At 57.8% G+C, this 23,838-nt stretch carries 26 protein-coding genes and 3 pseudogenes; 17 read left to right on the top strand and 12 right to left on the bottom strand.

Translation table 11 applies throughout. From position 1 onward, the window contains the following. The first annotated feature begins 113 nt into the window (after positions 1 to 113). The gene (gene rarD / locus AAEZ06_RS03450; RefSeq protein ID WP_149414647.1) at positions 114 to 995 is read left to right on the top strand and encodes an EamA family transporter RarD; all 882 of its coding nucleotides are present in this window, start codon (positions 114 to 116) and stop codon (positions 993 to 995) included. A 66-nt stretch (positions 996 to 1,061) separates the two neighbouring features. Here rarD and hppD read toward each other — a convergent pair whose 3' ends face one another. Continuing rightward, positions 1,062 to 2,138: a 4-hydroxyphenylpyruvate dioxygenase gene (gene hppD, locus AAEZ06_RS03445; protein ID WP_149414648.1), complete on the bottom strand. Its 1,077-nt coding sequence runs from the start codon at positions 2,136 to 2,138 to the stop codon at positions 1,062 to 1,064. A 273-nt stretch (positions 2,139 to 2,411) separates the two neighbouring features. Next, positions 2,412 to 2,732, bottom strand: a pseudogene (locus AAEZ06_RS03440) (EamA family transporter); the annotation flags it as partial. On the opposite strand from AAEZ06_RS03440, the pseudogene AAEZ06_RS03435 reads away from it, so the two are divergent. From AAEZ06_RS03435 to AAEZ06_RS03425, 3 genes and pseudogenes are all read left to right on the top strand, one after another. Then, positions 2,725 to 3,063: pseudogene (locus AAEZ06_RS03435) on the top strand (LysR family transcriptional regulator substrate-binding protein); the annotation flags it as partial. The pseudogenes AAEZ06_RS03440 and AAEZ06_RS03435 sit on opposite strands and share 8 nt — an antisense overlap. 122 nt (positions 3,064 to 3,185) lie before the next feature. Next, positions 3,186 to 4,727, top strand: coding sequence for an EAL domain-containing protein (locus AAEZ06_RS03430; RefSeq protein ID WP_149414649.1), 1,542 nt, complete (start codon positions 3,186 to 3,188; stop codon positions 4,725 to 4,727). A gap of 197 nt (positions 4,728 to 4,924) precedes the next feature. Then, positions 4,925 to 5,290: a histone-like nucleoid-structuring protein, MvaT/MvaU family gene (locus AAEZ06_RS03425; RefSeq protein WP_149414650.1), complete on the top strand. Its 366-nt coding sequence runs from the start codon at positions 4,925 to 4,927 to the stop codon at positions 5,288 to 5,290. A gap of 225 nt (positions 5,291 to 5,515) precedes the next feature. Here the strand turns inward: AAEZ06_RS03425 and AAEZ06_RS03420 are convergent, their stop codons facing one another. Then, positions 5,516 to 6,052 carry a DUF4946 domain-containing protein gene (locus tag AAEZ06_RS03420; RefSeq protein ID WP_149414651.1) on the bottom strand — a complete coding sequence of 179 codons (537 nt, stop codon included), beginning with the start codon at positions 6,050 to 6,052 and terminating at the stop codon, positions 5,516 to 5,518. A gap of 199 nt (positions 6,053 to 6,251) precedes the next feature. On the opposite strand from AAEZ06_RS03420, the gene gloA reads away from it, so the two are divergent. Further along, the gene (gloA, locus tag AAEZ06_RS03415) at positions 6,252 to 6,773 is read left to right on the top strand and encodes a lactoylglutathione lyase (RefSeq protein WP_149414652.1); all 522 of its coding nucleotides are present in this window, start codon (positions 6,252 to 6,254) and stop codon (positions 6,771 to 6,773) included. Positions 6,774 to 6,835: 62 nt separating this feature from the next. Here gloA and ahpF read toward each other — a convergent pair whose 3' ends face one another. From ahpF to AAEZ06_RS03400, 3 genes are all read right to left on the bottom strand, one after another. After that, a complete protein-coding gene (ahpF, locus tag AAEZ06_RS03410) occupies positions 6,836 to 8,401 on the bottom strand; it encodes an alkyl hydroperoxide reductase subunit F (protein ID WP_149414653.1) in 1,566 nt (521 codons plus the stop codon). Positions 8,402 to 8,532: 131 nt separating this feature from the next. Continuing rightward, positions 8,533 to 9,096 (bottom strand): alkyl hydroperoxide reductase subunit C, encoded by a 564-nt coding sequence (ahpC, locus tag AAEZ06_RS03405; RefSeq protein ID WP_133102672.1) that lies wholly within the window; start codon positions 9,094 to 9,096, stop codon positions 8,533 to 8,535. A gap of 133 nt (positions 9,097 to 9,229) precedes the next feature. Beyond that, entirely contained in the window at positions 9,230 to 10,162 is a 933-nt protein-coding gene (locus tag AAEZ06_RS03400) for a site-specific integrase (RefSeq protein ID WP_149414654.1), read from the bottom strand. A 173-nt stretch (positions 10,163 to 10,335) separates the two neighbouring features. Here AAEZ06_RS03400 and AAEZ06_RS03395 point away from each other — a divergent pair, with 173 nt between their 5' ends. Further along, positions 10,336 to 11,343, top strand: a complete 1,008-nt coding sequence (locus tag AAEZ06_RS03395) for a DNA-binding protein (protein WP_149414655.1) — start codon at positions 10,336 to 10,338, stop codon at positions 11,341 to 11,343. Here AAEZ06_RS03395 and gorA read toward each other — a convergent pair whose 3' ends face one another. Continuing rightward, positions 11,344 to 12,702, bottom strand: a complete 1,359-nt coding sequence (gene gorA, locus AAEZ06_RS03390; RefSeq protein ID WP_350612829.1) for a glutathione-disulfide reductase — start codon at positions 12,700 to 12,702, stop codon at positions 11,344 to 11,346. 131 nt (positions 12,703 to 12,833) lie between these two features. Further along, positions 12,834 to 13,673 carry a UTP--glucose-1-phosphate uridylyltransferase GalU gene (gene galU / locus AAEZ06_RS03385; protein WP_149414657.1) on the bottom strand — a complete coding sequence of 280 codons (840 nt, stop codon included), beginning with the start codon at positions 13,671 to 13,673 and terminating at the stop codon, positions 12,834 to 12,836. A gap of 307 nt (positions 13,674 to 13,980) precedes the next feature. On the opposite strand from galU, the gene AAEZ06_RS03380 reads away from it, so the two are divergent. Further along, positions 13,981 to 14,166 (top strand): hypothetical protein, encoded by a 186-nt coding sequence (locus AAEZ06_RS03380; RefSeq protein WP_016969599.1) that lies wholly within the window; start codon positions 13,981 to 13,983, stop codon positions 14,164 to 14,166. 146 nt (positions 14,167 to 14,312) lie between these two features. Continuing rightward, positions 14,313 to 14,594 carry a hypothetical protein gene (locus AAEZ06_RS03375; protein WP_133102678.1) on the top strand — a complete coding sequence of 94 codons (282 nt, stop codon included), beginning with the start codon at positions 14,313 to 14,315 and terminating at the stop codon, positions 14,592 to 14,594. 9 nt (positions 14,595 to 14,603) lie between these two features. Here the strand turns inward: AAEZ06_RS03375 and AAEZ06_RS03370 are convergent, their stop codons facing one another. From AAEZ06_RS03370 to AAEZ06_RS03355, 4 genes are all read right to left on the bottom strand, one after another. Continuing rightward, complete coding sequence (locus tag AAEZ06_RS03370; protein ID WP_149414658.1) at positions 14,604 to 14,834, bottom strand: hypothetical protein; 231 nt, start codon at positions 14,832 to 14,834, stop codon at positions 14,604 to 14,606. Positions 14,835 to 14,906: 72 nt separating this feature from the next. Further along, a complete protein-coding gene (locus AAEZ06_RS03365; protein WP_350612826.1) occupies positions 14,907 to 15,833 on the bottom strand; it encodes a c-type cytochrome in 927 nt (308 codons plus the stop codon). Then, positions 15,830 to 16,480 carry a c-type cytochrome gene (locus AAEZ06_RS03360; protein ID WP_350612824.1) on the bottom strand — a complete coding sequence of 217 codons (651 nt, stop codon included), beginning with the start codon at positions 16,478 to 16,480 and terminating at the stop codon, positions 15,830 to 15,832. The genes AAEZ06_RS03365 and AAEZ06_RS03360 overlap by 4 nt, the downstream gene beginning before the upstream one ends. Positions 16,481 to 16,706: 226 nt before the next feature. Next, positions 16,707 to 17,057 carry a hypothetical protein gene (locus tag AAEZ06_RS03355; protein WP_149414659.1) on the bottom strand — a complete coding sequence of 117 codons (351 nt, stop codon included), beginning with the start codon at positions 17,055 to 17,057 and terminating at the stop codon, positions 16,707 to 16,709. 211 nt (positions 17,058 to 17,268) lie between these two features. Here AAEZ06_RS03355 and AAEZ06_RS03350 point away from each other — a divergent pair, with 211 nt between their 5' ends. The 9 genes and pseudogenes from AAEZ06_RS03350 to modC all read left to right on the top strand — a co-directional run bounded on the left by AAEZ06_RS03350 (position 17,269) and on the right by modC (position 23,785). After that, positions 17,269 to 17,571 (top strand): DUF1883 domain-containing protein, encoded by a 303-nt coding sequence (locus AAEZ06_RS03350; RefSeq protein ID WP_133102683.1) that lies wholly within the window; start codon positions 17,269 to 17,271, stop codon positions 17,569 to 17,571. A 29-nt stretch (positions 17,572 to 17,600) separates the two neighbouring features. Beyond that, positions 17,601 to 17,768, top strand: coding sequence for a hypothetical protein (locus AAEZ06_RS03345; protein WP_178114532.1), 168 nt, complete (start codon positions 17,601 to 17,603; stop codon positions 17,766 to 17,768). A gap of 96 nt (positions 17,769 to 17,864) precedes the next feature. Continuing rightward, positions 17,865 to 18,053, top strand: a pseudogene (locus tag AAEZ06_RS03340) (2OG-Fe(II) oxygenase); the annotation flags it as partial. A 4-nt stretch (positions 18,054 to 18,057) separates the two neighbouring features. Further along, a complete protein-coding gene (gene alkB, locus AAEZ06_RS03335; protein WP_350613416.1) occupies positions 18,058 to 18,723 on the top strand; it encodes a DNA oxidative demethylase AlkB in 666 nt (221 codons plus the stop codon). 87 nt (positions 18,724 to 18,810) lie between these two features. Further along, complete coding sequence (gene ada, locus AAEZ06_RS03330; RefSeq protein WP_350612821.1) at positions 18,811 to 19,902, top strand: bifunctional DNA-binding transcriptional regulator/O6-methylguanine-DNA methyltransferase Ada; 1,092 nt, start codon at positions 18,811 to 18,813, stop codon at positions 19,900 to 19,902. 134 nt (positions 19,903 to 20,036) lie between these two features. Further along, complete coding sequence (locus tag AAEZ06_RS03325; RefSeq protein WP_350612819.1) at positions 20,037 to 21,101, top strand: NAD(P)H-dependent flavin oxidoreductase; 1,065 nt, start codon at positions 20,037 to 20,039, stop codon at positions 21,099 to 21,101. 150 nt (positions 21,102 to 21,251) lie between these two features. After that, positions 21,252 to 22,019, top strand: a complete 768-nt coding sequence (modA, locus tag AAEZ06_RS03320) for a molybdate ABC transporter substrate-binding protein (RefSeq protein WP_350612817.1) — start codon at positions 21,252 to 21,254, stop codon at positions 22,017 to 22,019. After that, positions 22,020 to 22,700: a molybdate ABC transporter permease subunit gene (gene modB / locus AAEZ06_RS03315; protein ID WP_133102688.1), complete on the top strand. Its 681-nt coding sequence runs from the start codon at positions 22,020 to 22,022 to the stop codon at positions 22,698 to 22,700. After that, the gene (modC, locus tag AAEZ06_RS03310; protein ID WP_502948015.1) at positions 22,700 to 23,785 is read left to right on the top strand and encodes a molybdenum ABC transporter ATP-binding protein; all 1,086 of its coding nucleotides are present in this window, start codon (positions 22,700 to 22,702) and stop codon (positions 23,783 to 23,785) included. The genes modB and modC overlap by 1 nt, the downstream gene beginning before the upstream one ends. The last annotated feature ends 53 nt before the right edge of the window (positions 23,786 to 23,838 follow it).

The following is a 23,838-nucleotide window of genomic DNA, read 5'->3' as shown; positions in this document are numbered from 1 at the left end:
AGAAAATTTCTCATAAGATGCCGCAAAACAGAGCAAACGTCTCACAGCAAAAGCAATATATTCCCACCTTGATTTCCCCCCTCTCTTGTATGAATCGTCTTCGCGAGGACAGCGTGTCTAAAGGTGTTGCTCTATCGGTATTGGCCTCGGTGTTGTTTGCCGTGATGTATTACTTCACATCCTTGCTCACACCCTTGAGTGGCCTGGAGATTTTTGGTTGGCGGATGCTGCTGACAGTGCCGTGCATGACCGTGTTCATGGCAGTCAGCGGCGAATGGCGACGGGTGCTGGAGTTGGTCCGACTGCTGGCGGGCAAACCTCGGCTGATCGGAGGGATTTTGTTGTCTTCGGTATTGCTTGGGGTGCAGCTGTGGCTGTTCATGTGGGCGCCGCTCAACGGCCGCAGCCTGGATGTGTCCCTCGGTTACTTCCTGCTGCCGTTGACCATGGTCCTGACCGGTCGCCTGGTGTATGGCGAACGGCTGTCACGCCTGCAACAGATTGCGGTATTTTTTGCCGCCGCAGGCGTACTCAACGAACTGTACCAGGTGGGTGGTTTTTCCTGGGCGACACTGTTGGTGATCATTGGTTACCCAACCTACTTTGTTCTACGTAAACGGCTGGCTACCGACCATTTGGGCGGGCTGTGGCTCGATATGGCGCTGATGCTGCCGGTGGCGCTGTGGTTTGTGCAAAGCGGCGAACAGGGCTTTGCGGTGCTGGGTACCCACAAGGGGCTGTACGCGTTGATTCCCATGCTGGGGCTGATCAGTGCAGCAGCGCTGGTGAGCTATATCATTGCCAGCCGCTTGTTGGCGTTCAGCCTGTTTGGATTGCTCAGTTATGTGGAACCGGTGCTGTTGCTGGGGGTGGCCCTGTTACTGGGGGAAAGCATCGGGCCGGGAGAATGGTTGACGTATATCCCGATCTGGCTGGCGGTGGTGGTGCTGGTGTTTGAAGGGTTCAAGCATTTGGTGCGACAACGCAAAGCCTGATAACAGGCAAAACAAAGCCCGGCCGAGGAAGTCCTCGACCGGGCTTTTTTACAGCCTTGTCATCGATCAGTCAGCGGTCAATACACCACGACGCACCTGATCACGCTCGATGGATTCGAACAGTGCCTTGAAGTTGCCTTCACCGAACCCGTCATCACCCTTGCGCTGGATAAATTCGAAGAACACCGGCCCCATCAGGGTTTCCGAGAAGATTTGCAGCAGCAGGCGCCTGTCGCCTGCAACCGACGAACCGTCCAGCAGGATGCCCCGCGCTTGCAGTTGATCCACAGGTTCGCCGTGGTTTGGCAGGCGACCTTCGAGCATTTCGTAGTAGGTCTGCGGCGGCGCGGTCATGAAGCGCATACCGATCTTCTTCAACTGATCCCAGGTCTTGACCAGGTCGTCAGTGAGGAAGGCCACGTGCTGGATACCTTCGCCGTTGAACTGCATCAGGAACTCTTCGATCTGCCCGGCGCCCTTGGACGATTCTTCGTTGAGCGGGATGCGGATCATGCCATCCGGGGCGCTCATGGCCTTGGAGGTCAGGCCGGTGTACTCACCCTTGATATCGAAGTAGCGAGCTTCACGGAAGTTGAACAGCTTCTCGTAGAAGTTGGCCCAGTAGGCCATGCGCCCGCGATAGACGTTGTGGGTCAGGTGATCGATGACTTTCAGGCCGGCGCCCGGTGGGTTGCGATCAACGCCTTCCAGGTAGACGAAGTCGATGTCATAGATCGAACTGCCCTCGCCGAAACGGTCGATCAGGTACAGCGGCGCACCACCAATGCCTTTGATGGCTGGCAGGTTCAATTCCATCGGGCCGGTTTCGATATGGATCGGCTGGGCGCCAAGTTCCAGGGCGCGGGCGTAGGCCTGTTGGGCGTTCTTGACCCGGAACGCCATGCCGCACACCGACGGGCCATGCTCGGTGGCGAAGTAGGAGGCTACGCTGTTGGGTTCGTTGTTGAGGATCAGATTGATCTCGCCCTGACGGTACAGGTGCACGTTTTTCGAACGGTGGGTCGCGACTTTGGAAAAGCCCATGATCTCGAAGATCGGCTCAAGGGTGCCAGGGGTCGGCGATGCGAATTCGATGAATTCAAAGCCCATCAGGCCCATTGGGTTTTCGTATAAATCTGCCATGGTTTGGCGCCTCATCATCTTCTTAGAATTAACGGATATCGTTAGTTGCCAGCAAGGATGAGGGCGGCAGGTGGTGCACAGGAGATGCCCCGCACGCTGCGGGCGAGGAAGTCACCATAGATGAGTGGGGACCCGAGTAGCTTCATGGTTGGATCATTCTCTTACGGGCGTCTCTGACGGACGAGGCTTGCGTGAATGCAAGCACTTATTCTTGTATACGTAAACCGATTCTACACAGCGTAACCAAGTTTGTCCGTATTCCCTATCAAAACCCTATGCCCTGGCAGGTGCAAGGGGTTTATTGCACAGATAAATCCCCACCAGGATCACTGCGCCTCCCAGATACATTGGCGCAGTCAGTTGTTCCCCCAGCAACAGCGCACCACAAATCACTGCCGTCAGCGGATTAAGGGCAATAAACACCCCAGAGCGGGTGGCGCCGATGCGCCGGATGCCATCGTAGTAACCAATGTAGGCCAGGGCCGATCCCAACACGCCGAGGTACAGCAGGCTCAGCAGTTGTGGCAGATGAATGGCGCCCAGCGCTTCAACCGTCAGCCTGCCCGTCACAAGGGTGGTGGTTGCAAGCATCAGCCTTCGGGCCTTGTGCGACGACCCGTTTATCCTGACCGAGGCTGGCTCTTCGCAACTGGTATCGCGTTTGTTCGTCGGCGCCGGACTCAAGCCGGATATCCGCTATCGCTGCCCGCAGTTGCTCAGCACCCTGGACACCGTGCGCCGTGGCGACGGGGTGACCCTGGTCGCCGAGCTGTCGCTGCCCGATACGCCACAACCGGGCTACCTGAAAAAGCCCCTCAAGCCGGCAGTCAAGCGACAGGTTGGGCTGGCGGTGTTGGATCAACGACAGTCGTCGCCGGCGACGCTGGCTTTTATCCGACTGGCCACACGTATCAATGCTGACTGAGCAGGCGCAGATGCGCGGCGCCATCTATCATGGCCCTGACCCACACTCTTTTTTGCACGGCTCCTGTTGTCCCGCCCGCCTTTGAGAGCCCTATCGCCGCTACCCGCTACAGGTCCGCGCCAATGCCACTGACCGTCAAAGGCCCACGAAAAAGCACCACCCGCCACCTGATCACCCTGCTCAGTGGAGTGTTGCCAATTGTGTTCGGCGTAGTGATCCTGTACTTGCAGGCCGAGCGCACGCTGGAACAAAGCACCGCCGAAACTGCTGGGGAAGCGGTGCGCCAGTTCGACCTGATGCTCGACAACACCGCCCTTGCCGCCCAGGAACTGCTGCCGCTGGCCGGTCATGAATGTGACAACCAGACGCAGTTGGCCCTGCGCGAACAGGTCACCCGCCGCCCCTTCGTGCGCGCTACCACCTTGTCGTGGCAAAAGAGCATTTATTGCAGCTCATTGTTCGGCGGCAATTACGTGTCACCGGTCAATCCGGACGACTACGTCAACGGCCGCCTGTGGTTGATGAATGGCAATCCGGTGACACCCGACACGGCGTTGCTGGTGTACCGGCTCACGCAAGGCGATCAGGGCGCCTTTGCCTCCATCGACGGCTACCACCTGACGAACGCTTTGCGCCTGATCAGCCGCTACGCGGACCTGCTGCTGCAGGTCGGGCCCAACTGGCTGGCGTCCGACGGAAAAGTCCATGACACGACCCCCCCTGTGTTTGCCGTGGCCCATTATCAACTTGACTCCAAACGGTACGTCTACAGCATCGAAGCCGGCATGCCCGAAGGTGAGGTGTGGCGCTACATGGAGGCCCGATATCCGGCGCTGTTCAGCCTGGTGGTGTTCTTCGGCGTACTGGCGGGCATCCTCGCGCACTGGTTGCAAAAGCGCTCATCCTCCCCTACCCGCGAGCTGCAACGAGCGTTGGGAGCCAACGAGTTTGTGCCTTACTTCCAGCCGGTCGTTCGCGGCGATACACGCCAATGGGCCGGCTGTGAAGTACTGATGCGCTGGAAGCACCCCAAGGAAGGCCTGGTGCGTCCTGACCTGTTTATCCCCTTGGCCGAACATTCGGGGCTAATCGTCCCGATGACCCGTGCATTGATGCGCCAGACCGCCGCGCAGTTGGCGCCACACGCCGATTCATTGATTGCCGGCTTCCATGTGGGCATCAATATCACCGCCAGCCATTGCCACGACCTGGAGCTGGTAGAGGACTGCCGGGAATTTCTCGCCGCCTTCCCTCCGGGCCAGGTCACGCTGGTGCTGGAGTTGACCGAACGGGAGCTGATCGAGCCCACCGACATCACTCGCCAACTGTTCGAAGCCCTGCACAACCTGGGAGTCATGATTGCCATTGACGACTTCGGTACCGGCCATTCCAGCCTGGGCTATTTGCGCAACTTCAACGTCGACTACTTGAAGATCGACCAAAGCTTTGTGGCGATGATCGGGGCCGATGCTCTATCGCGGCATATACTCGACAGCATCATTGAACTGTCCGCCAAGCTTGAGCTGGGCATCGTCGCCGAAGGGGTCGAAACAGACGAACAATGCCAGTATCTTGCAGCGCAGGGTGTGGATTTTTTGCAGGGTTATCTGTTTGGGCGACCCATGCCGTGTGCTGAGTTTATTCAAAGCCTGCACAGCCATTGATAGCCATCTACCCTCTGAATGAAATATCGTTATTTATACAAACGTCATGATTTACTCTTAACGAATTAACTACTACAATTTTTCCTGCCTGTGCAAAACTGACAGGAGGGTCACTTTCGTTGAGTCACCTTAAGGCTCTTGGCTTATAGCTTTGTATGCAGTTGGTATCAGCCAAATACACTATTGGAGTACAGATTTTGTCCAGACTCGCCGAATTTCGCGCAGCAGAAAAAGCCCTTCAAGAGCAGCTCGCCCAGCTGGAATCCCTGAAGAACGACGCCGGCCTGAAGAAAGAAATCGAATTCGAAGAAAAGCTTCAAGGCCTGATGAAAACCTACGGCAAGAGCCTGCGTGACATCATCGCCATCCTTGATCCAAACCTGGGCAAGTCTGGCATTAAAGTGGCGACCGCACCAAAACAGCGCCGCGCACGCGTGGTCAAGGTCTATCACAACCCGCACACCGGCGAGTTGATTGAGACCAAAGGCGGCAACCACCGCGGCCTGAAGGCCTGGAAAGAACAGTACGGCGCAGCCACTGTAGATTCCTGGCTTCGCGGCTAGTACAAAGGTACTAATGAAAGCCCTGCACCTGCAGGGCTTTTTTTGTTTTGGGGTACTCGCTTTCGAAGAAAAAGCCGTTGCTTGGCGCTTTCGATAATCAACTTTAAAAAACATTTCATTTTGTAAAAATACCAATAACACCACTCACCCGCAACGCCACGATATAGCCACTAAGTTGCACCCGCTGGCTATCATCGGAAAAATCTGATGCTCTAGTCTGAGGGATCAAAGTTTCAGGCTGTCGCGCACAGAATTGACTTCATCCTTGCTCGCGGCATAAGCCTCGGCCTGCCCGGCGTATGAAAGAACATAAGCCTTATCGGTATCAACAGCCCCCACCAATGTTTGCGACAACACATGCCGGCCGTTTTCGGTGATGACGCAGGTAGTTTCCAGAGCCTCAAAACGGCTTAATGTTGTCGGATGAATCTTGCTGCAGACGCTTTGATAACCCGTGCGAGCGAAATCCTTCTGGATGGTCTTGCGCATCTCCAGTAGCACACCCTGCAAATTGACTTTATGCCCGGCCGCAATGGGGGTGCCCGTCAATTCCATGACCATTAGCGTCGTACCGTTTTCATCGTTTTTTATCGCACGCTGACGGGAAACCGTCGAGGGCTGGGTAGGCGCCTCATCGTCGGGTACGACCTCTTCCACCTGCCAGCCACTGGGCCAGTGAATTTGCGGGTCGGCAGCCAACACAGCAGTGCTGCCGAGCAACAGGCACAGGATACTCAACAGCGATTTGCGGAATCGGGTCATTGTGAAAAACACTCGCTGGCCAAGGGACAAAGTTTTAGCCCCAGCGCACGCTAGCCGCAAGGCCCGCGCGACCTTTTTCATTTGGCGCGGCAGACGGGGCCTGCGTATCATGGACCCGCTGCACGGACGCCTGGCAACCGCACACCAAGGGACCGCTCATGTCTTGAGTCGCGTTTGCCCCATTTTTTCTGGAGGGCCCATGAGCCTGCACGAACTGAACACCTTCCCGGGCGTCACCGCCCAACCGGACACCGCCACCTCGAACTTCGTGTTCAACCACACCATGCTGCGGGTCAAGGACATCACCAAGTCGCTGGACTTCTACACCCGCGTCCTCGGCTTCTCCTTGGTGGAAAAACGCGATTTCCCAGAGGCTGAATTCAGCCTGTACTTCCTGGCCCTGGTGGAAAAATCCCAGATCCCCGCCGACGCTGCCGAACGCACCCAGTGGATGAAGTCGATTCCGGGAATTCTCGAACTGACACACAACCACGGCACTGAAAACGATGCCGACTTCGCCTATCACAACGGTAACACCGACCCGCGCGGCTTTGGCCATATCTGCATCTCGGTGCCGGACATCGTCACTGCATGCGAGCGCTTCGAAGCGCTGGGCTGCGACTTCCAGAAGCGCCTGACTGACGGTCGCATGAAAAGCCTGGCGTTCATCAAGGACCCGGATGCGTACTGGGTCGAAATCATCCAGCCCGCGCCGATGTAAATACTGCCGGCCATAAAAAACCCCATGATTGCTCATGGGGTTTTTTATTTTCAGGCCAGCCGTTATTCCGGAGCAGAGCTGCGAATCAGGTAATCGAAAGCGCTCAGGGACGCTTTGGCGCCCTCGCCTACCGCAATCACGATCTGCTTGTACGGCACGGTGGTGACGTCGCCGGCAGCAAATATGCCAGGCAGTGAAGTCTCGCCACGGGCGTCAACAATGATCTCGCCACGGGGCGACAGCTCAACGGTACCCTTTAGCCAGTCGGTATTGGGCAGCAAGCCGATCTGCACAAAGATACCATCCAGGTCGACGGTCTTGAAGTCGTCCGAGTTGCGGTCCTTGTACACCAGGCCGATGACTTTCTGGCCATCACCTTTGACTTCACTGGTCAGCGCATTGGTGATCACGTCAACGTTGGGCAGGCTGTACAGCTTGCGCTGCAATACCGCATCAGCGCGCAGCTTGCTGTCGAATTCCAGCAAGGTGACGTGGCTGACGATACCCGCCAGGTCAATCGCCGCCTCAACGCCGGAGTTACCGCCGCCAATCACGGCAACACGTTTGCCTTTGAACAGAGGGCCATCACAGTGCGGGCAGAAGCACACACCTTTAGCCTTGTATTGCTGCTCGCCCGGCACGCCCATTTCACGCCACCTTGCACCGGTCGCCAGGATCACGGTCTTGGATTTGAGGCTGGCACCGCTTTCGAAACGAATTTCGTGCAACTCACCGGCATTCTTCGCCGGAATCAGTGCGCTGGCACGTTGCAGGTTCATGATGTCGACGTCGTACTGCTTGACGTGTTCTTCCAGGGCACTGGCCAGCTTCGGCCCTTCGGTTTCCTGGACCGAGATGAAGTTCTCGATGGCCATGGTGTCCAACACCTGACCGCCGAAACGCTCGGCGGCAACACCGGTACGAATACCCTTACGAGCGGCGTAGATCGCCGCCGCCGCACCAGCTGGGCCACCGCCGACCACCAGTACGTCAAAGGCTGCCTTGGCGCTGATTTTTTCGGCCTGTTTTTCGATACCGCTGGTGTCGAGCTTGGCGAGGATTTCTTCCAGACCCATGCGGCCCTGGCCGAAGTTCACACCATTCAAGTAGACGCTCGGCACGGCCATGACCTGACGATCATCGACTTCGGCCTGGAACAGCGCGCCGTCGATAGCAACGTGGCGGATGTTCGGGTTGAGCACGGCCATCAGGTTCAGTGCCTGGACCACGTCCGGGCAGTTCTGGCACGACAGCGAGAAGTAAGTCTCGAAGCTGAACTCGCCTTTCAGGGCGCGGATCTGTTCAATCACTTCGACACTGGCTTTCGAAGGGTGGCCGCCGACTTGCAGCAGTGCCAACACCAACGAAGTGAATTCATGACCCATGGGGATGCCGGCAAAACGCAGGTTGATATTGGCACCCGGACGGTTGATGGAGAACGATGGCTTACGCGCATCGGTACCATCGCTGTGCAGGGTAATCAGCGTCGAGAGGCTGCTGACGTCCTGCAACATGGCAAGCATTTCCTGGGATTTCGCACCGTCGTCGAGGGAGGCGATGATCTCGATCGGCTGGGTGACCCGTTCCAGGTATGACTTCAACTGAGCTTTAAGATTGGCGTCCAACATACGGGCGATTTCCTATTAATTCATTTAATACGGTCGAAAAAAAACGCCCGAGCGAATCTCGCCCGGGCGTTTTTGAGGGCGGTACAGCTTACTTGGGTGCGGTAAAACCCGCCCTGTAGCGTTTCACAGGTTTAGATCTTGCCGACCAGGTCCAGGGAAGGAGCCAGAGTGGCCTCGCCTTCTTTCCACTTGGCTGGGCAGACTTCACCTGGGTGAGCAGCAACGTACTGAGCGGCCTTGATTTTGCGCAGCAGCTCGGAAGCGTCACGGCCAACGCCGCCGTCGTTCAGTTCAACGATTTTGATCTGACCTTCTGGGTTGATCACAAAAGTGCCGCGATCCGCCAGGCCAGCTTCTTCAATCAGTACATCGAAGTTGCGGGAGATGGTCAGGGTTGGGTCGCCGATCATGGTGTACTGGATTTTGCTGATGGCTGGCGAAGTGTTGTGCCAGGCCGCGTGGGCAAAATGGGTGTCGGTGGACACGCTGTAGATTTCGACGCCCAGTTTCTGGAATTCGGCGTAGTTGTCAGCCAGATCTTCCAGTTCGGTTGGGCAGACGAAGGTGAAGTCGGCTGGGTAGAAGAATACGACAGACCACTTGCCTTTCAGGTCAGCGTCCGACACGTCTACGAAGTTGCCGTTTTTGTAAGCGGTGGCTTTAAACGGTTTTACTTGGCTGTTGATGATAGGCATCGTTGACTCTCCGTCAGGGGTTAAGAAGTTGATGAGATGAATCCTACCCAGTCTCGCGGTCGATGGCTCATTGGCAAACCTGATGCTGACGATTGGTTTTCGCTATCAACGGACTGTATTAATAGAAGAAATTTCAAATCAGCTTGTCATTGGTCACGGTCATGCCGAGAAAAGGCGTTGCTTCAACATAGCGCATGGCGGATTTCATGTCCTTCCAGCCGACGTAACTCATCAACGACTTCAAATCCCAACCACTGCGATGGGCCCATGTGGCAAAGCCGCGTCGCAGCGAGTGGCTGGTGTACTGCTCGGCGGCAATCCCTGCACGCTCCAGAGCCTGGCGCAACAACGGGATCACGCTGTTGGGATGCAAGCCCTCCTCACTCAAGTTGCCCCAGCGATCGATGCCGCGAAACACCGGGCCACGCACCAGGGCCGACGCGCTGAGCCATTCGCTGTAGGCCTGGACTGGGCACAAGCGCAGCAAGGCTGGGGTTTGGTAAGTCTTACCGAGGTTTTCCCGGTCGCTTTTGCTGCGAGGCAAATACAGGCTGATCCCCGAGCCGGGCACCGCTTGCACGTGCTCGATAGTAACTCGGCACAGTTCATCACTGCGAAAGCCACGCCAGAAACCCAGCAGGATCAGGGCCGCATCGCGCTTGGCGCGCAGCCATCCTGGCTGATCATCAACGCTTCTTGCCTCATTGCCTTCGCGTTCAAGCCACTCAACAACCTGTTCCAGATGCTGGAGCTGCAAAGGTTGCGCCTGTTTTTCCTGGGCCGGGTGCAAGGCGCGAATGCCCTTCAATACCTTGCGCACTACCGGGGCCTTGGTCGGATCGGGAAACCCCTGGCTGGTGTGCCACTGCGCCAAGGCAGAAAGACGCAGCTTCAGGGTGTTGACCGACAACACGCCAGCGTGCGCCACCAGATAGCGCGCCACGCTGTCGCTGGTGGCCGGCAGGAAGCCACCCCAGCTCACCTCAAAGTGTTCGATGGCCGCGCGGTAGCTGCGACGGGTGTTGTCGCGGGTGGCCGCGTTTAGATAGCGATCCAGCTCGCTCACGGCGAAGACCTTATGTGTACGGCCATTGGGTGAGAACCCTTCAAAAATGCTTATAACACGGGATAATACGCCAATATCCCAGCTGTTAAATCACCAATTTAAATGAATATCTTATCGTGATACAGTATGTATATACATACTACGTAACACAGTACGAAATCGACGGAGACTCCATGGCTCGTGGTGGCATTAACAAAGCAGTCGTTCAAACGGCCCGCCTGGCGATCATCGCCCGCGGCGAAAACCCCAGCATCGACGCGGTACGCATCGAAATGGGCAATACCGGCTCGAAAACCACGATTCACCGCTATTTGAAAGAACTGGACGAAAGCGACTCCCGGCAAACCATTACCCAGGCGCCTATCGATGACGAGCTGGCAGAGCTGGTGGCGCAGCTGGCCCAGCGCCTCAAGGACAAAGCCCAGGAACCCATTGATCATGCCCTGGCGCAATTCGAACAGCAGAAGAGCGCCCTGCTCGCCCAGCTTGAAGAACTGGGACTGACTCACGGGCAACTCAAGCAGCAGTGCGATATACAAGCCGCAGCACTGGCCGATGAAAGCGCCAAACTGCAGAGCACCCGCTCTAGCCTGCAGACCGAACAAACCCGCAATGCAGGCCTGAGCCAGGCCTGCAGTGATTACGAACTACGGATCAACGACAAGGACGAGCAGGTTCGCTCACTGGAAGAAAAGCACCTGCATGCGCGAGATGCACTGGAGCATTACCGCAACGCGATCAAGGATCAGCGCGAGCAGGAGCAGCGGCGTCATGAGGGTCAGTTGCAGCAGGTGCAGGCAGAACTGCGTCAGGCGCAGCAGAGCGCAATGGTGCGCCAGGACGAGATCACCCAATTGCACCGCGATAACGAGCGGCTGCTGATTGAGCATCGCGTTACCATAAAGGAGCTGGGCACACTGCAAGAGCAGTCCCGCAAGGACCGTGAGCAACAGCGCCAACTGAGCGAACAGGTCAGCCTGATCGATAGCGAGCGCACGCTTCTCCAGGAACGCCTGCGCGTCGCCCTGCTGGAAACTCAGTCACGCCAGGAGGCGCTGACCGAACACCAGCAGACCAACAAGACTCTGGAACTGAATCTGGCCAAAGCCCAGGCCAGTATCGAAACGTTGCGCCTGGCGGCCGTCGTTGCGACGGCGCCAGAGGCAACTGCCAAGGACTGATTAGCCAGCCACAGGCGTGCGCATGGTGACGAACTCTTCCGCGGCCGTCGGGTGCACGCCGATGGTTTCATCGAAATGTTGCTTGGTCGCACCCGCCTTGAGGGCGATCGCCAGGCCCTGGACGATCTCGCCGGCATCCGGCCCGACCATGTGGCAACCCAGAACCTTGTCGGTCTCGGCGTCGACCACCAGCTTCATCAACGTACGCTCCTGACAGTCGGTCAGGGTCAACTTCATCGGCCGGAAACGGCTTTCGAATATCTGCACCTTGTGACCGTCAGCCTTTGCCTGCTCTTCACTCAAGCCGACAGTACCGATATTCGGCAAGCTGAACACCGCCGTCGGAATCATCGCGTAATCCACCGGGCGATACTGCTCAGGCTTGAACAGGCGGCGAGCCACAGCCATGCCTTCAGCCAATGCTACAGGCGTCAGCTGCACACGCCCGATGACATCGCCAATGGCCAGGATCGACGATTCGGCAGTCTGGTACAGATCATCGACTTCGACGAAACCGCGCTTGTCCAGCTTGACCTTGGTGTTTTCCAACCCCAGGTTGTCGAGCATCGGCCGCCGGCCGGTAGCGTAGAACACGCAATCCGCCTCCAGCACGCGACCGTCTTTCAAGGTGGCCTTGAGACTGCCATCGGCCTGCTTGTCGATGCGCTCGATATCGGCATTAAATTGCAGGTCCAGACCACGCTTGGTTAGCTCTTCCTGCAAATGCTTGCGTACCGCGCCATCAAAACCGCGCAGAAACAGGTCGCCGCGATACAGCAAGGTAGTCTGGGCACCCAGGCCATGGAAAATCCCGGCGAACTCCACCGCGATGTAACCACCGCCCACCACCAGCACGCGCTTGGGCAGCTCTTTAAGGAAGAAGGCCTCATTGGAGCCAATGGCATGCTCGCCCCCCGGAATTTCCGGGATCTGCGGCCAGCCACCGGTGGCAATCAGAATATGTTTGGCGGTGAAGCGTTCACCGTTGATTTCCACCTGATGCGGATCCACCAGCCGCGCATGCCCCTCATGCAAGGTCACGCCACTGTTGACCAGCAGGTTGCGATAAATGCCATTGAGGCGATTGATCTCGCGATCCTTATTGGCAATCAAGGTCGCCCAATCAAAATTCGCCTCCCCAAGGGACCAGCCGAAACCACTGGCTTGCTCGAAGTCTTCGGCGAAGTGCGCGCCATACACCAGCAGCTTTTTTGGCACGCAACCAACGTTGACGCAGGTGCCACCCAGGTAGCGGCTTTCCGCCACGGCCACCTTGGCTCCAAACCCGGCAGCAAACCGCGCAGCCCGCACACCGCCAGAACCGGCGCCAATTACATAAAGATCAAAATCGTAGGCCATTTCACTCTCCTCGGCAGGACATCAGCATACCTGCTGCCATTCACTAGGCAATACATGACCCGAAATACGGACCCGGAAAACAAGAAAGCCACCCGAAGGTGGCTTTCTTGAGATCAGCAGGCAACCGTGAATCAGTAAGCCTTGCCGGTTTTGTAGAAGTGTTCGAAGCAGAAGTTGGTCGCTTCGATGTAGCCTTCAGCGCCGCCGCAGTCAAAGCGTCGACCTTTGAACTTGTAGGCAATCACGCAGCCGTCTTTGGCTTGCTTCATCAGCGCATCAGTGATCTGGATTTCGCCGCCCTTGCCTGGCTCGGTCTCTTCAATCAGCTTGAAGATGTCCGGAGTCAGGATGTAGCGACCGATGATCGCCAGATTCGATGGCGCATCTTCCGGAGCTGGCTTCTCGACCATGTCACGCACGCGGATCAGGCCATCACCGATGTCATCGCCAGCGATCACACCGTACTTGTTGGTTTCCTGAGGATCGACTTCTTGAACGGCAATAATGGTGCAACGGTATTTCTTGTACAGGTTGACCATCTGAGTCAACACACCGTCGCCGTCCAGGTTAACGCACAAGTCATCCGCCAGCACCACGGCGAAAGGTTCATCACCGATCAGCGGGCGACCGGTCAGAATCGCGTGGCCGAGGCCCTTCATTTGGGTCTGGCGAGTGTAGGAGAACGAGCACTCGTCGAGCAGTTTACGGATACCGACCAGGTACTTTTCCTTGTCGGTGCCCTTGATCTGGTTTTCCAACTCGTAGCTGATGTCGAAGTGGTCTTCCAGGGCGCGCTTGCCACGGCCGGTCACAATGGAGATTTCATTCAAACCGGCATCCAGTGCCTCTTCGACGCCGTACTGGATCAGTGGCTTGTTTACCACCGGCAGCATCTCTTTGGGCATGGCTTTAGTCGCTGGCAGGAAGCGAGTACCGTAACCGGCTGCTGGGAACAAGCATTTCTTGATCATATGAGTCCTTAAAAGGGCTGTGCGTACGAAATTCGGCGCAGTCTAATCAGGCCGCAGTCACCTTACAATGGGTGCTGCTGGCGTTGCGATGTCAACATAGAGAAAAAATGTCGGCGTTAGTTCCGCTCATCTTCCAACAAGCCTCACCAATGGCACCATCAAAATCGGCTGCACCTCGTTATTTCAAAGGTCTGCAACCTTTTTAGCATGCTTTGGGGGATATCGGCACTGACCTGCAACAACTTGCGCGACCCCATCGCGTTTGGCGCTATCATTGCACCCTTGAACCAAACAACGAGATTGATAGATGTCAGAACCAAAAGGCGTGAACGGCTACCTGATCACACAGCGAGCGGATGGCTGGCACTTGATCAACTTCCACGGTGACAGCGTCGCCGGAACATTTGCGACCGAACGCGAAGCCATTGCGGTAGCCGAAGTGTTTGTGGATGAAGCTGGCCACGCGTCGAGCAAAAGACCGAAGGGCAAGTAAGCCTGCCGCCCTGCGCATCAAGCCCCGGTGAACGGGGCTTTTTTGTGTTTGCCTGTACCTTGATGGCCGTTCGCTATAATCTCCCTCGAAACGCCCCACGACAGTGTCAGCGCCCCCCTTCAACACCTTTTGACGACGACTCTCACATGAACAAGATTCTGGCACTGATTGCGGTACTGGCGCTCACCGGCTGCACCACCGCCTCCGACACTTACCTGAACAACGGCGAACAAGGGCTGACCATCGACTGCTCCGGCGAAGCCAATTCCTGGGCCAGCTGCTACGAAAAAGCCGAAGCTTCTTGCGCGGGCACCGGCTACCGTATCGTCGGCACCGAGGGCACGCCGTCCCTGAAGGAAAGCGACAAGACCTTGGGCGCGGATGTCGGCAACTTCAAAGGCCGCAGCGTGGTGGTGGTCTGCAAGTAAGCTTGCCGATTACATGTGAATTTCGGCGAACTTGATACCCAGGCCACGAATGGTGTCGATCAGGTCGTCTAGGTGCGCAAAAGATTCGACCTCGTCCTGATCATCCACCAGGAAAAAGCTACGCCCGGCGCTTTTCTTGAAAAATACAATCCATTCCCCTGGATCGGCCGGATTTTGAATCACATGGGTCGCCGAGATGTGATTCTCTGCATGCCGCTCTCTGACTTGCTCGCGTTTCATATCTTATTTCCGAAAAAACAATGCCGCTAAAACCTCAGGCCTCAGCGGCATTTTTTGTGGGTTACCGACAGTTTAACGGATGCCTTGGCCAATCAACACGCCGTCGACCGTTTGCCCATACAGGTTGACCCCATCATTGGCGTGGAACTTGACCCGGGTCTTCTCCACGGAACCCTCCACCAGGCGCGGGTCCTGGGGCCGTTCATGGCGGTTGACGTACGCTGCCACGTCCCACGCCTGTTGATCGGTCAAGCTGCCACCCTTGCCCAAGGGCATATTGTGTTTGATAAAAGAAGCCGCGGTGTTGATCCGGTGCATACCGGCGCCCCAGTTGTAGGAGTCCTTACCCCACAACGGCGGCATCACATAACTGTCACCAACTTTCTGACCCTCCCCCTCAGTACCATGACACACCGCACACTGGCCCTTGTATACCTCGGCGCCCCCGGCCAGGTCATATCCCTTGGCCGGTTGCGGCACATCAGGATAACCTCGCCCCGGCAACTCGACGCCCAATGGCGCCTTGCTTGCCAACCAATAGGAATAGACCGACAGCGCAGTAATCTCCGGGCTGTCCGAAGCAGGCGGCTTGCCGCCATTCATGCTGAACTGGAAGCAACCCTGCAGGCGCTCGGCAAAGGTATTCACCTTGTCGTTCTTTTTTCGATAGGCCGGGTACAGCGGGTAAGCGCCCCATAACGGCGCCGAATTGGCCAGACGGCCCTGGTCCAGGTGGCAGTTGCTGCAATTGAGGCCATTACCGACAAACTGCGGCGCCAGGCGCTTGGTGTCGACAAACAACGCATACCCCTGCATCACCAGCTTGCCGTAGGCATTATCTGGCAACTCGCTTTCCTGGGGTGGCTGGAACTGGGTGATGGTCGGATGCGACGCCGCCGGCACCTGCAGTTGCGATTGATCTTCCATGACGACGGTGGCAGCCAGCGCGGGCAAGCTGACCAAAGAACCCAGCAGGGATACAAACGAAAAGATCTTCATGGCTTGACCTCCTGACCGCTCAGCGAAGCGAAGTAAGTGGCCACGCCTTGCACTTCTTCAGCCGTAAGGGATTTGGCGATGTGCCCCATCAGGTCATTGGGATCGTTGTGCCGCGCCCCGCTCTGCCAGGCATTCAACTGTCCAGCCAAGTAAGCCGCAGACTGGCCTGCCAATGGTGGAAAAGCCTCCCCGACACCAACACCTGACGGCCCATGGCAGCTGACACAGGCGGGAATCTGCCGATCCCAGGCGCCTTGCAGCGCGAGTTTTTCTGCGGGGCTGCCAGGTGTGGCACTTCGATGGGCAGTGGCAACAGCAGGCGTCGGCATCGCCGCCAGCGTTTGGGTCACCGCTGCAATTTCTTCTTCAGTAAGTGCCTTGGCCAGCGACTGCATCACCGGGCTGCTACGCGCGCCACTTCTGAAATCATCCAGTTGCTTGCGCAAATACGCCGCCGGCAAACCCGCCAAGCGCGGAAAGCCCGCCGCCGCCAAGCCCAACCCATCGGCACCATGACAGGCCATGCAAGCCGCCGCGCCAGGCTGCACGCCGCCCTCGGCAAAGACCTTCTTACCTTCCAGCGCGTGGGCGCTGCCCAGCATCAATAGCAACGCGCTACCCATCAGAACTCTATCCAGAGACATCATCACGACTCCATTTTTATAGTTATATGCTTAGGCCCATAAGGCATAAGCCAACAAATGGTAGGTCAATGAGCTAACCGCCACAACACCTCAAGCGGCAGGAAAAGTAATCGTAAATCGATAATCAGTAGAAACGACCTACAAACAACAGACAAAAAAAACCTGACACTGCATCAGCAGGTCAGGCTCTTCAAATCGGATTCGATAGGGTATAGGCGGCCTTGCAGGCTCAACCGGAAATGCATTCTTCCGCAGCTTTCTTCACATCACCCGGACGAATCGGGACATTCGACATACTCTCGTAGAGCTTGATACTGCTGCCGCTGGAGCGGTCTTCGATTTCAAAAATGGCAGACGGATCAGCTGAAAACTTCTGCGGCACGATCACCCGAACACCTTCCTTGTGGGGTTCGATCTGTGACGGTCTGCGGGTCGATGACAGTTTCTGTACAACACATGCCGCATACTCCTGCGGTTTCTTGCCGGAGATGACCGCCAAGGTTGGCGGTGTTTGCTTGATGTCTGAAACCGAAGCACACCCACCTATCGCCAAGGCCAGAACCAATACACTCCACTTCATAGAAAACCTCCGATAAAGACCCTACGACAGCGGGGATGGTATTTTTCTCCCGCCCACATAGGATTTATCCATGATAACTCGGTAAATAACTGTTTTAAATTGTCGAAGACGCCGACGACGACCCGATAATAAACGTGCTGGGGCTGATAAACTCCATCTTAACCTACGTATCATTCTGATTTTTCAGAAAAAGCCCTTCTGGAGACACCTCATGAAATTCATCCACCAGCGCGAGCACCTTAACGAAGGGGACATTGTCGTCATCGAATGCTCGCAGATTTGTAATATCCGTCTGATGAGCGATGCGAATTTTCGCAGCTTCAAGAACGGTGGTCGCCATACTTACCATGGTGGCGCATTCGATAAGTTTCCGGCCAAGATCACCGCACCAAGCACCGGCTTCTGGAACATCACCCTGGACACCGTCAACCGTCGGGCCATCAGCGTCACCCGCGTGCCGACCTTGTCCCACAAAATTCGCATTGTTCGCCGCACCAACTCCAAACTGAGCTGATTGCGCAACTATTGCCGACAGGAAAGACCGTGACTCAAACCACCAAATACGTCATCAAGTACAAGCTCGACGGCCAACCGCGCTTTGAATTTGCCCAATTGGCATCCGGCAGTGTCGAAGAGGCCAAGCAAGCCTTGGCTAAGATTCACGCTGCCGACGATGTAATCAGCGATATAAAAGTCAGCAAGGCCCTGTAATTCGAGCGCAAGCATCGGAGTGCCACACACTTGGCGACTTCCTAGACTGGCTGCACTCAACCGCTGCCACAGGAATTCGCCGATGCCTTCCTCATCCGCCCACGGATGCAATCCCGCGCCCAAGCGGTACCGCTAAACAAGGGTGACGCGGGGATCTTCGCCGTCAATCAGCGGCCGATGCCCAGTGCCCGGGGATTTCATCGGGTGACCTTGCGTCATGGGGTCAGTGTTCTGCACAGTGGCGAGCGTCATACCTTGGGAGTGATTTTTCACGATGCGCAGTAAGCCGATTCCCGGCCCTACCGCAGACCTGTTTACCGACGAAGCTTTGCAACAACCCGCAGGCCGCGAACAAATAGGTGAACAATCCTACGTCCTCAGGGGTTATGCCCTGCCCTGGGTCGAGCGCCTGCTGCCTGAGCTCCGGGCCGTGTTGGCCCAGTCACCGTTTCGGCAAATGGTCACTCCAGGCGGCTTTACCATGTCGGCCGCTCTCAGCAGTTGTGGCGCCCTGGGCTGGACCACTGACCGTACAAGCTACCGCTACACAACCATCGACCCTACTCGCCAGCAACCCTGGCCGCAGCTGCCAGCAACATTACGCGAACTGGCGGTGATGGCAGCGGCGCATGCAGGGTTCGACGGTTTTAAGCCGGACGCCTGCCTGATCAACCGCTATGTGCCGGGGGCCAAGATGTCTCTGCACCAGGACAAGAACGAACGCTGCTACACGGCACCCGTGGTCTCGGTGTCTCTGGGTTTGCCTGCAATGTTTCTGTTTGGCGGCCATGAGCGCAGTGACAAGACGCAAAAAGTCTCGTTGTTCCATGGCGACGTGGTGGTCTGGGGCGGCGTGGATCGCCTGCGCTTTCACGGGGTAATGCCAATCAACGAAGGCCTGCATGCAGTCATGGGCCCCCAACGCATCAACCTGACGTTTCGCACAGCGGGTTGAAGGCTTCAAATTTGACCGCAAGCACCGGAGTGCCTAGGTTGATCACAACGACTATCCTGCCCTCTGTCTCCTGCCGAGCTGTCGCCCATGACCATTGAACAAGACCCGCGCTGGGCCGCGATTGTCGCCCGCGACCCCAAGGCTGACCTGGCGTTTGTCTACGGCGTAAAAACCACCGGTGTCTATTGCCGCCCCAGCAGTGCCTCGCGCCTGCCGCGCCCGGAAAACGTCGAGTTCTTCGACACGCCACAACAAGCCGAAGCCGCCGGCTATCGCCCAAGTAAACGCGCCTCAGGGGATCAAACCCAAATTGCCCAGCGCCACGCCCAACTAGTGGCCACCGCCTGCCGACATATCGAGCAGGCCGAGAACCTCCCAAGCCTGGAAACCCTGGCCAGCCTCGCTGGCTTGAGCCCCTTCCACTTTCACCGCGTGTTCAAGACCGTCACCGGCCTGACCCCCAAGGGATATGCCAGCGCCCATCGCTCACGCAAAATGCGAGAAGGCCTCAAGGATCGTCAGTCAGTGACCGATGCGTTGTACGACGCGGGCTTCAACTCCAACAGTCGCTTCTACGAATCAGCCGACCGGTTGCTCGGCATGAAACCCAGCGACTACAAGGCCGGCGGCACTAACAGCGATATCCGCTTCGCCGTTGGCCAATGCTCGCTGGGGGCAATTGTGGTGGCGCAGAGCAATCGAGGGGTTTGCGCAATTCTGCTCGGGGATGATCCGGACAAGCTGTTGCGTGACCTGCAGGATCAATTTCCCCGCGCGTATCTCATTGGCGCGGACCGTGACTTCGAACAACTGATTGCCCAAGTGGTGGGCTTTGTCGAAGCGCCAGCGCTGGGCCTGGACTTGCCCCTGGATTTACGCGGCACCGCCTTCCAGGAACGGGTCTGGCAAGCCTTGCGAGAAATCCCTGTGGGCAGCACCGCCAGCTACGCAGAGATTGCCAAGCGTATCGGCGCCCCGGCCTCCTTTCGCGCTGTGGCCCAGGCCTGTGGCGCCAACAGCCTGGCGGTGGCAATTCCCTGCCATCGCGTGGTGCGCAGCGATGGCAACCTGTCGGGATATCGTTGGGGGGTTGAGCGCAAGCGGCAGTTGCTGGAGCGGGAAAGCACGGCAGAAAGCGGATCACTCGCCCTTGAGGTACTTGGGCAGGCCAACGACTGACCCCGCCCCATAACAACCCCGCACGAAAGGCCGGGCTCGTCCAGTGAGTAATACAGACTGGCCTTGCGCTATCTACCCCTGCTAAAAGCAACCCGTAGCCATTCCTAAGTGTTTCAACGCTGGAGAAGCAATCCATGAGCACCTGGCCAGACACCCGAATTCTCGACCTGCTTGGCATCAAACTGCCGATCATCCAGGCGCCCATGGCTGGCGCCACTGGCCCGGCCATGGTCATCGCCGCCAACAAGGCCGGCGCGCTGGGCTCGATGCCTGCCGCAGCGCTGAGCATCGAACAACTGCGTGAAGCGCTGACCGCCATTCGCCAACACAGCTCAACGCCGCTGAACGTCAACTTCTTTTGCCACAAGCCGCCCACACCCAACGCCGAGCGCGACGCTGAGTGGAAAAACCTGCTGAAACCTTACTACCGCGAACTGGGCGCCGATTTTGAGGCACCGGCACCCGTGTCCAACCGCGCGCCCTTCGACGATGCCGCCTGCCAAGTGGTGGAAGGATTCCGCCCAGAAGTCGTCAGTTTTCACTTTGGCCTGCCGGAAAAAGCCCTGCTGGATCGGGTAAAGGCTACCGGCGCGAAAGTACTGTCATCAGCCACCACGGTGGAAGAAGCCATCTGGCTTGAGCAGCACGGCTGCGATGCGATCATCGCCATGGGCTTTGAGGCAGGCGGTCATCGCGGGATGTTCCTTAGCGCAGACCTCAGCAGCCAGATCGGCACCATGGCCCTGGTGCCGCAGATCGTCGATGCCGTCAGCGTGCCGGTGATTGCCGCCGGCGGGATCGGTGATGCCCGGGGCATTGCTGCCGCTTTCGCCCTTGGTGCGTCGGCGGTGCAGATGGGTACAGCGTACCTGTTCACACCCGAGGCCAATGTCACGCCATCGCACCACCATGCCTTGCGCACCGCCCAGGCCAGCGAAACGGCGCTGACCAACCTGTTCACCGGGCGCCCGGCGCGCGGCATCATCAACCGAGTGATGCGCGAACTGGGGGCAATCAACCCGACGGCGCCGGCCTTCCCGCTGTCCGGCGGCGCACTGATGCCGCTACGGGCCAAGGATGAAGCAGGCTTCAGCAACCTGTGGGCGGGCCAGGCGCTGCGCCTGGGTAAAGACATTTCCACCTACGACCTGACCCTGGAACTGGCCCGCCAAACCCTGGAGAAGCTCGGCAGAACCTGACATCACCCTCACCGGGAGATCATCAACACGCTGGCCTGAGGCAACGTGGCACTGTACCGCCGATGGCTAACCGCTATATATTCATCTACATAGCGATTTAACCCTCTGCCTATAACAAGCCGCCACAGGCGGCCCCAAAGGAGCTGCTTCATGATGATTCGCGCTTCACGCCTGGCCCCGACCACCCTCGCAACGTTTATCGCCCTCTTTGCCTTCGGCTCGGCCCAGGCCGATGAAGTCCAGGTGGCCGTGGCTGCCAACTTCACCGCGCCAATCCAGGCAATTGCCGCTGATTTCGAAAAAGACACCGGCCACAAACTGGTCGCCGCCTACGGTGCCACCGGCCAGTTCTACGCCCAAATCAAGAACGGCGCGCCGTTTGAGGTGTTCCTCAGCGCCGACGACACCACCCCGCAAAAGCTCGAAAGCGAAGGCGCTACCGTCAAGGGTTCGCGCTTCACTTACGCGGTCGGCACCTTGGCGCTGTGGTCGGCCAAGGAAGGTTATGTCGATGCCAAGGGCGACGTACTGAAGAAAAATGACTACAAGCACCTGTCCATCGCCAACCCCAAAGCAGCGCCTTACGGTCTCGCCGCTACCCAAGTGCTGGCCAAGCTGGGCCTGACCGACAAGGTCAAGGACAAGCTCGTCGAAGGTCAGAACATCACCCAGGCCTATCAGTTTGTGTCCACCGGCAATGCCGAAGTGGGCTTTGTTGCCTTGTCGCAGATCTATAAAGACGGCAAAGTCAGCAGTGGCTCGGCCTGGATCGTTCCAGACACCATGCACGACCCGATCAAACAAGACGCGGTGATCCTCAACAAAGGCAAGGACAACCCGGTCGCCAAGGCACTGGTTGACTACCTCAAAGGGCCGAAAGCCGCTGCCGTTATCAAATCCTACGGTTACCACCTGTAAATGCCCCTATCGAGTGCCGACTTTTCCGCAATCTGGCTGACCCTGAAACTGGCGTCGCTGACCACTGCCATTCTGCTGATCATCGGCACGCCGATTGCTTTGTGGCTGTCGCGCACTCGCTCCTGGTGGCGCGGCCCCATTGGTGCGGTGGTTGCCCTGCCGCTGGTATTGCCGCCGACGGTGATTGGCTTCTACCTGCTGCTGACCATGGGCCCCAATGGCTATGTCGGCCAGTTCACCCAATGGCTGGGCCTGGGCACCTTGACCTTCAGCTTTGCTGGCCTGGTGATTGGCTCGGTAATCTACTCGATGCCTTTCGTGGTGCAGCCGTTGCAGAACGCCTTCAGCGCCATCGGCACCCGTCCGCTGGAAGTGGCCGCGACCTTGCGGGCCAACCCCTGGGACACTTTTTTCAACGTAATCCTGCCCCTGGCCCGTCCGGGCTTTATCACCGCCTCGATTCTCGGTTTTGCCCATACCGTCGGCGAGTTCGGCGTGGTGCTGATGATCGGCGGCAATATCCCCGACAAGACCCGGGTGGTCTCAGTACAGATCTACGATCATGTCGAAGCCATGGAATACATGCAGGCCCATTGGCTCGCCGGGGCGATGGTGGTGTTTTCTTTCCTGGTGTTGCTGGCGCTCTACTCCAGCCGTAAAACCAAAGCGGGCTGGAGTTGATGTCGATGATTGAAGTACGCCTGCAACTGAGCTATTCCGATTTTGCCCTGGATCTTGATCTGCAGTTGCCTGGCCGTGGGGTGACCGCGCTTTACGGGCATTCCGGCTCCGGTAAAACCACCTGTTTGCGTTGTATTGCCGGGCTGGAACGGGCCGAAGATGGATTTATCCAGATCAACGATGAGGTGTGGCAGGACAGCCGTAAAGGGTTATTTGTCCCGCCCCATAAACGCGCCCTCGGCTATGTATTCCAGGAAGCCAGCCTGTTCCCGCATTTGTCGGTGCTGGCCAACCTGGAGTTCGGCCTCAAACGCATCCCCCGGTCACAACGACGAGTGGACATGGCCCAGGCCACAGAACTGTTGGGCATCGGCCACCTGCTCGACCGTCATCCCCAACATTTGTCTGGCGGCGAACGCCAGCGGGTCGGCATCGCCCGCGCCCTGCTCACCAGCCCGCGCCTGCTGTTGATGGATGAGCCGTTGGCGGCCCTGGACAGCAAACGCAAGAGCGAGATCCTGCCCTACCTGGAACGCTTGCATGACCAGTTGGAGATTCCGGTGTTGTACGTCAGCCACGCCCAGGATGAAGTGGCGAGGCTGGCCGATCACATTGTCCTGCTCAGCGACGGCAAGGTCCTGGCCAGCGGCCCCATCGGCGAAACCTTGGCTCGCCTCGACCTGCCGCTGGCCCTTGGCGACGATGCCGGGGTGGTGATCAACGGCACAGTCAGCGCCTATGACGCCCACTACCAGTTGCTCACCCTGCAACTGCCCGACAGCCAGTTGCAGGTACGCGTCGCCCATACGCCGCTGGAGCTGGGCAAGCACCTGCGTTTTAAAGTCCAGGCCCGGGATGTCAGCCTCAGCCTGCAGCCTGAGGAACACAGCAGTATCCTCAATCGACTGCCGGTGACCGTGACCCAGGAAATCCCTGCCGATAACAGTGCCCATGTATTGGTGCGGCTCGACGCGGCAGGGACGCCGTTGCTGGCGCGCATCACCCGCTTCTCGCGAGACCAGTTGCAACTGCATCCAGGCCAGGCGTTGTGGGCGCAAATCAAAGCGGTGGCGGTGCTGGCGTGAGCAGTTGGAATCCATTGGCACGACCGCAAACCACGGTGGTCAATCAGTCATAC

The sequence above is a fragment of the Pseudomonas sp. HY7a-MNA-CIBAN-0227 genome, from assembly GCF_040310325.1.
Classification (GTDB): domain Bacteria; phylum Pseudomonadota; class Gammaproteobacteria; order Pseudomonadales; family Pseudomonadaceae; genus Aquipseudomonas.
Note: the sequence above shows the minus strand (reverse complement) of the source record. Positions and strands in the feature narration are given on the sequence as shown.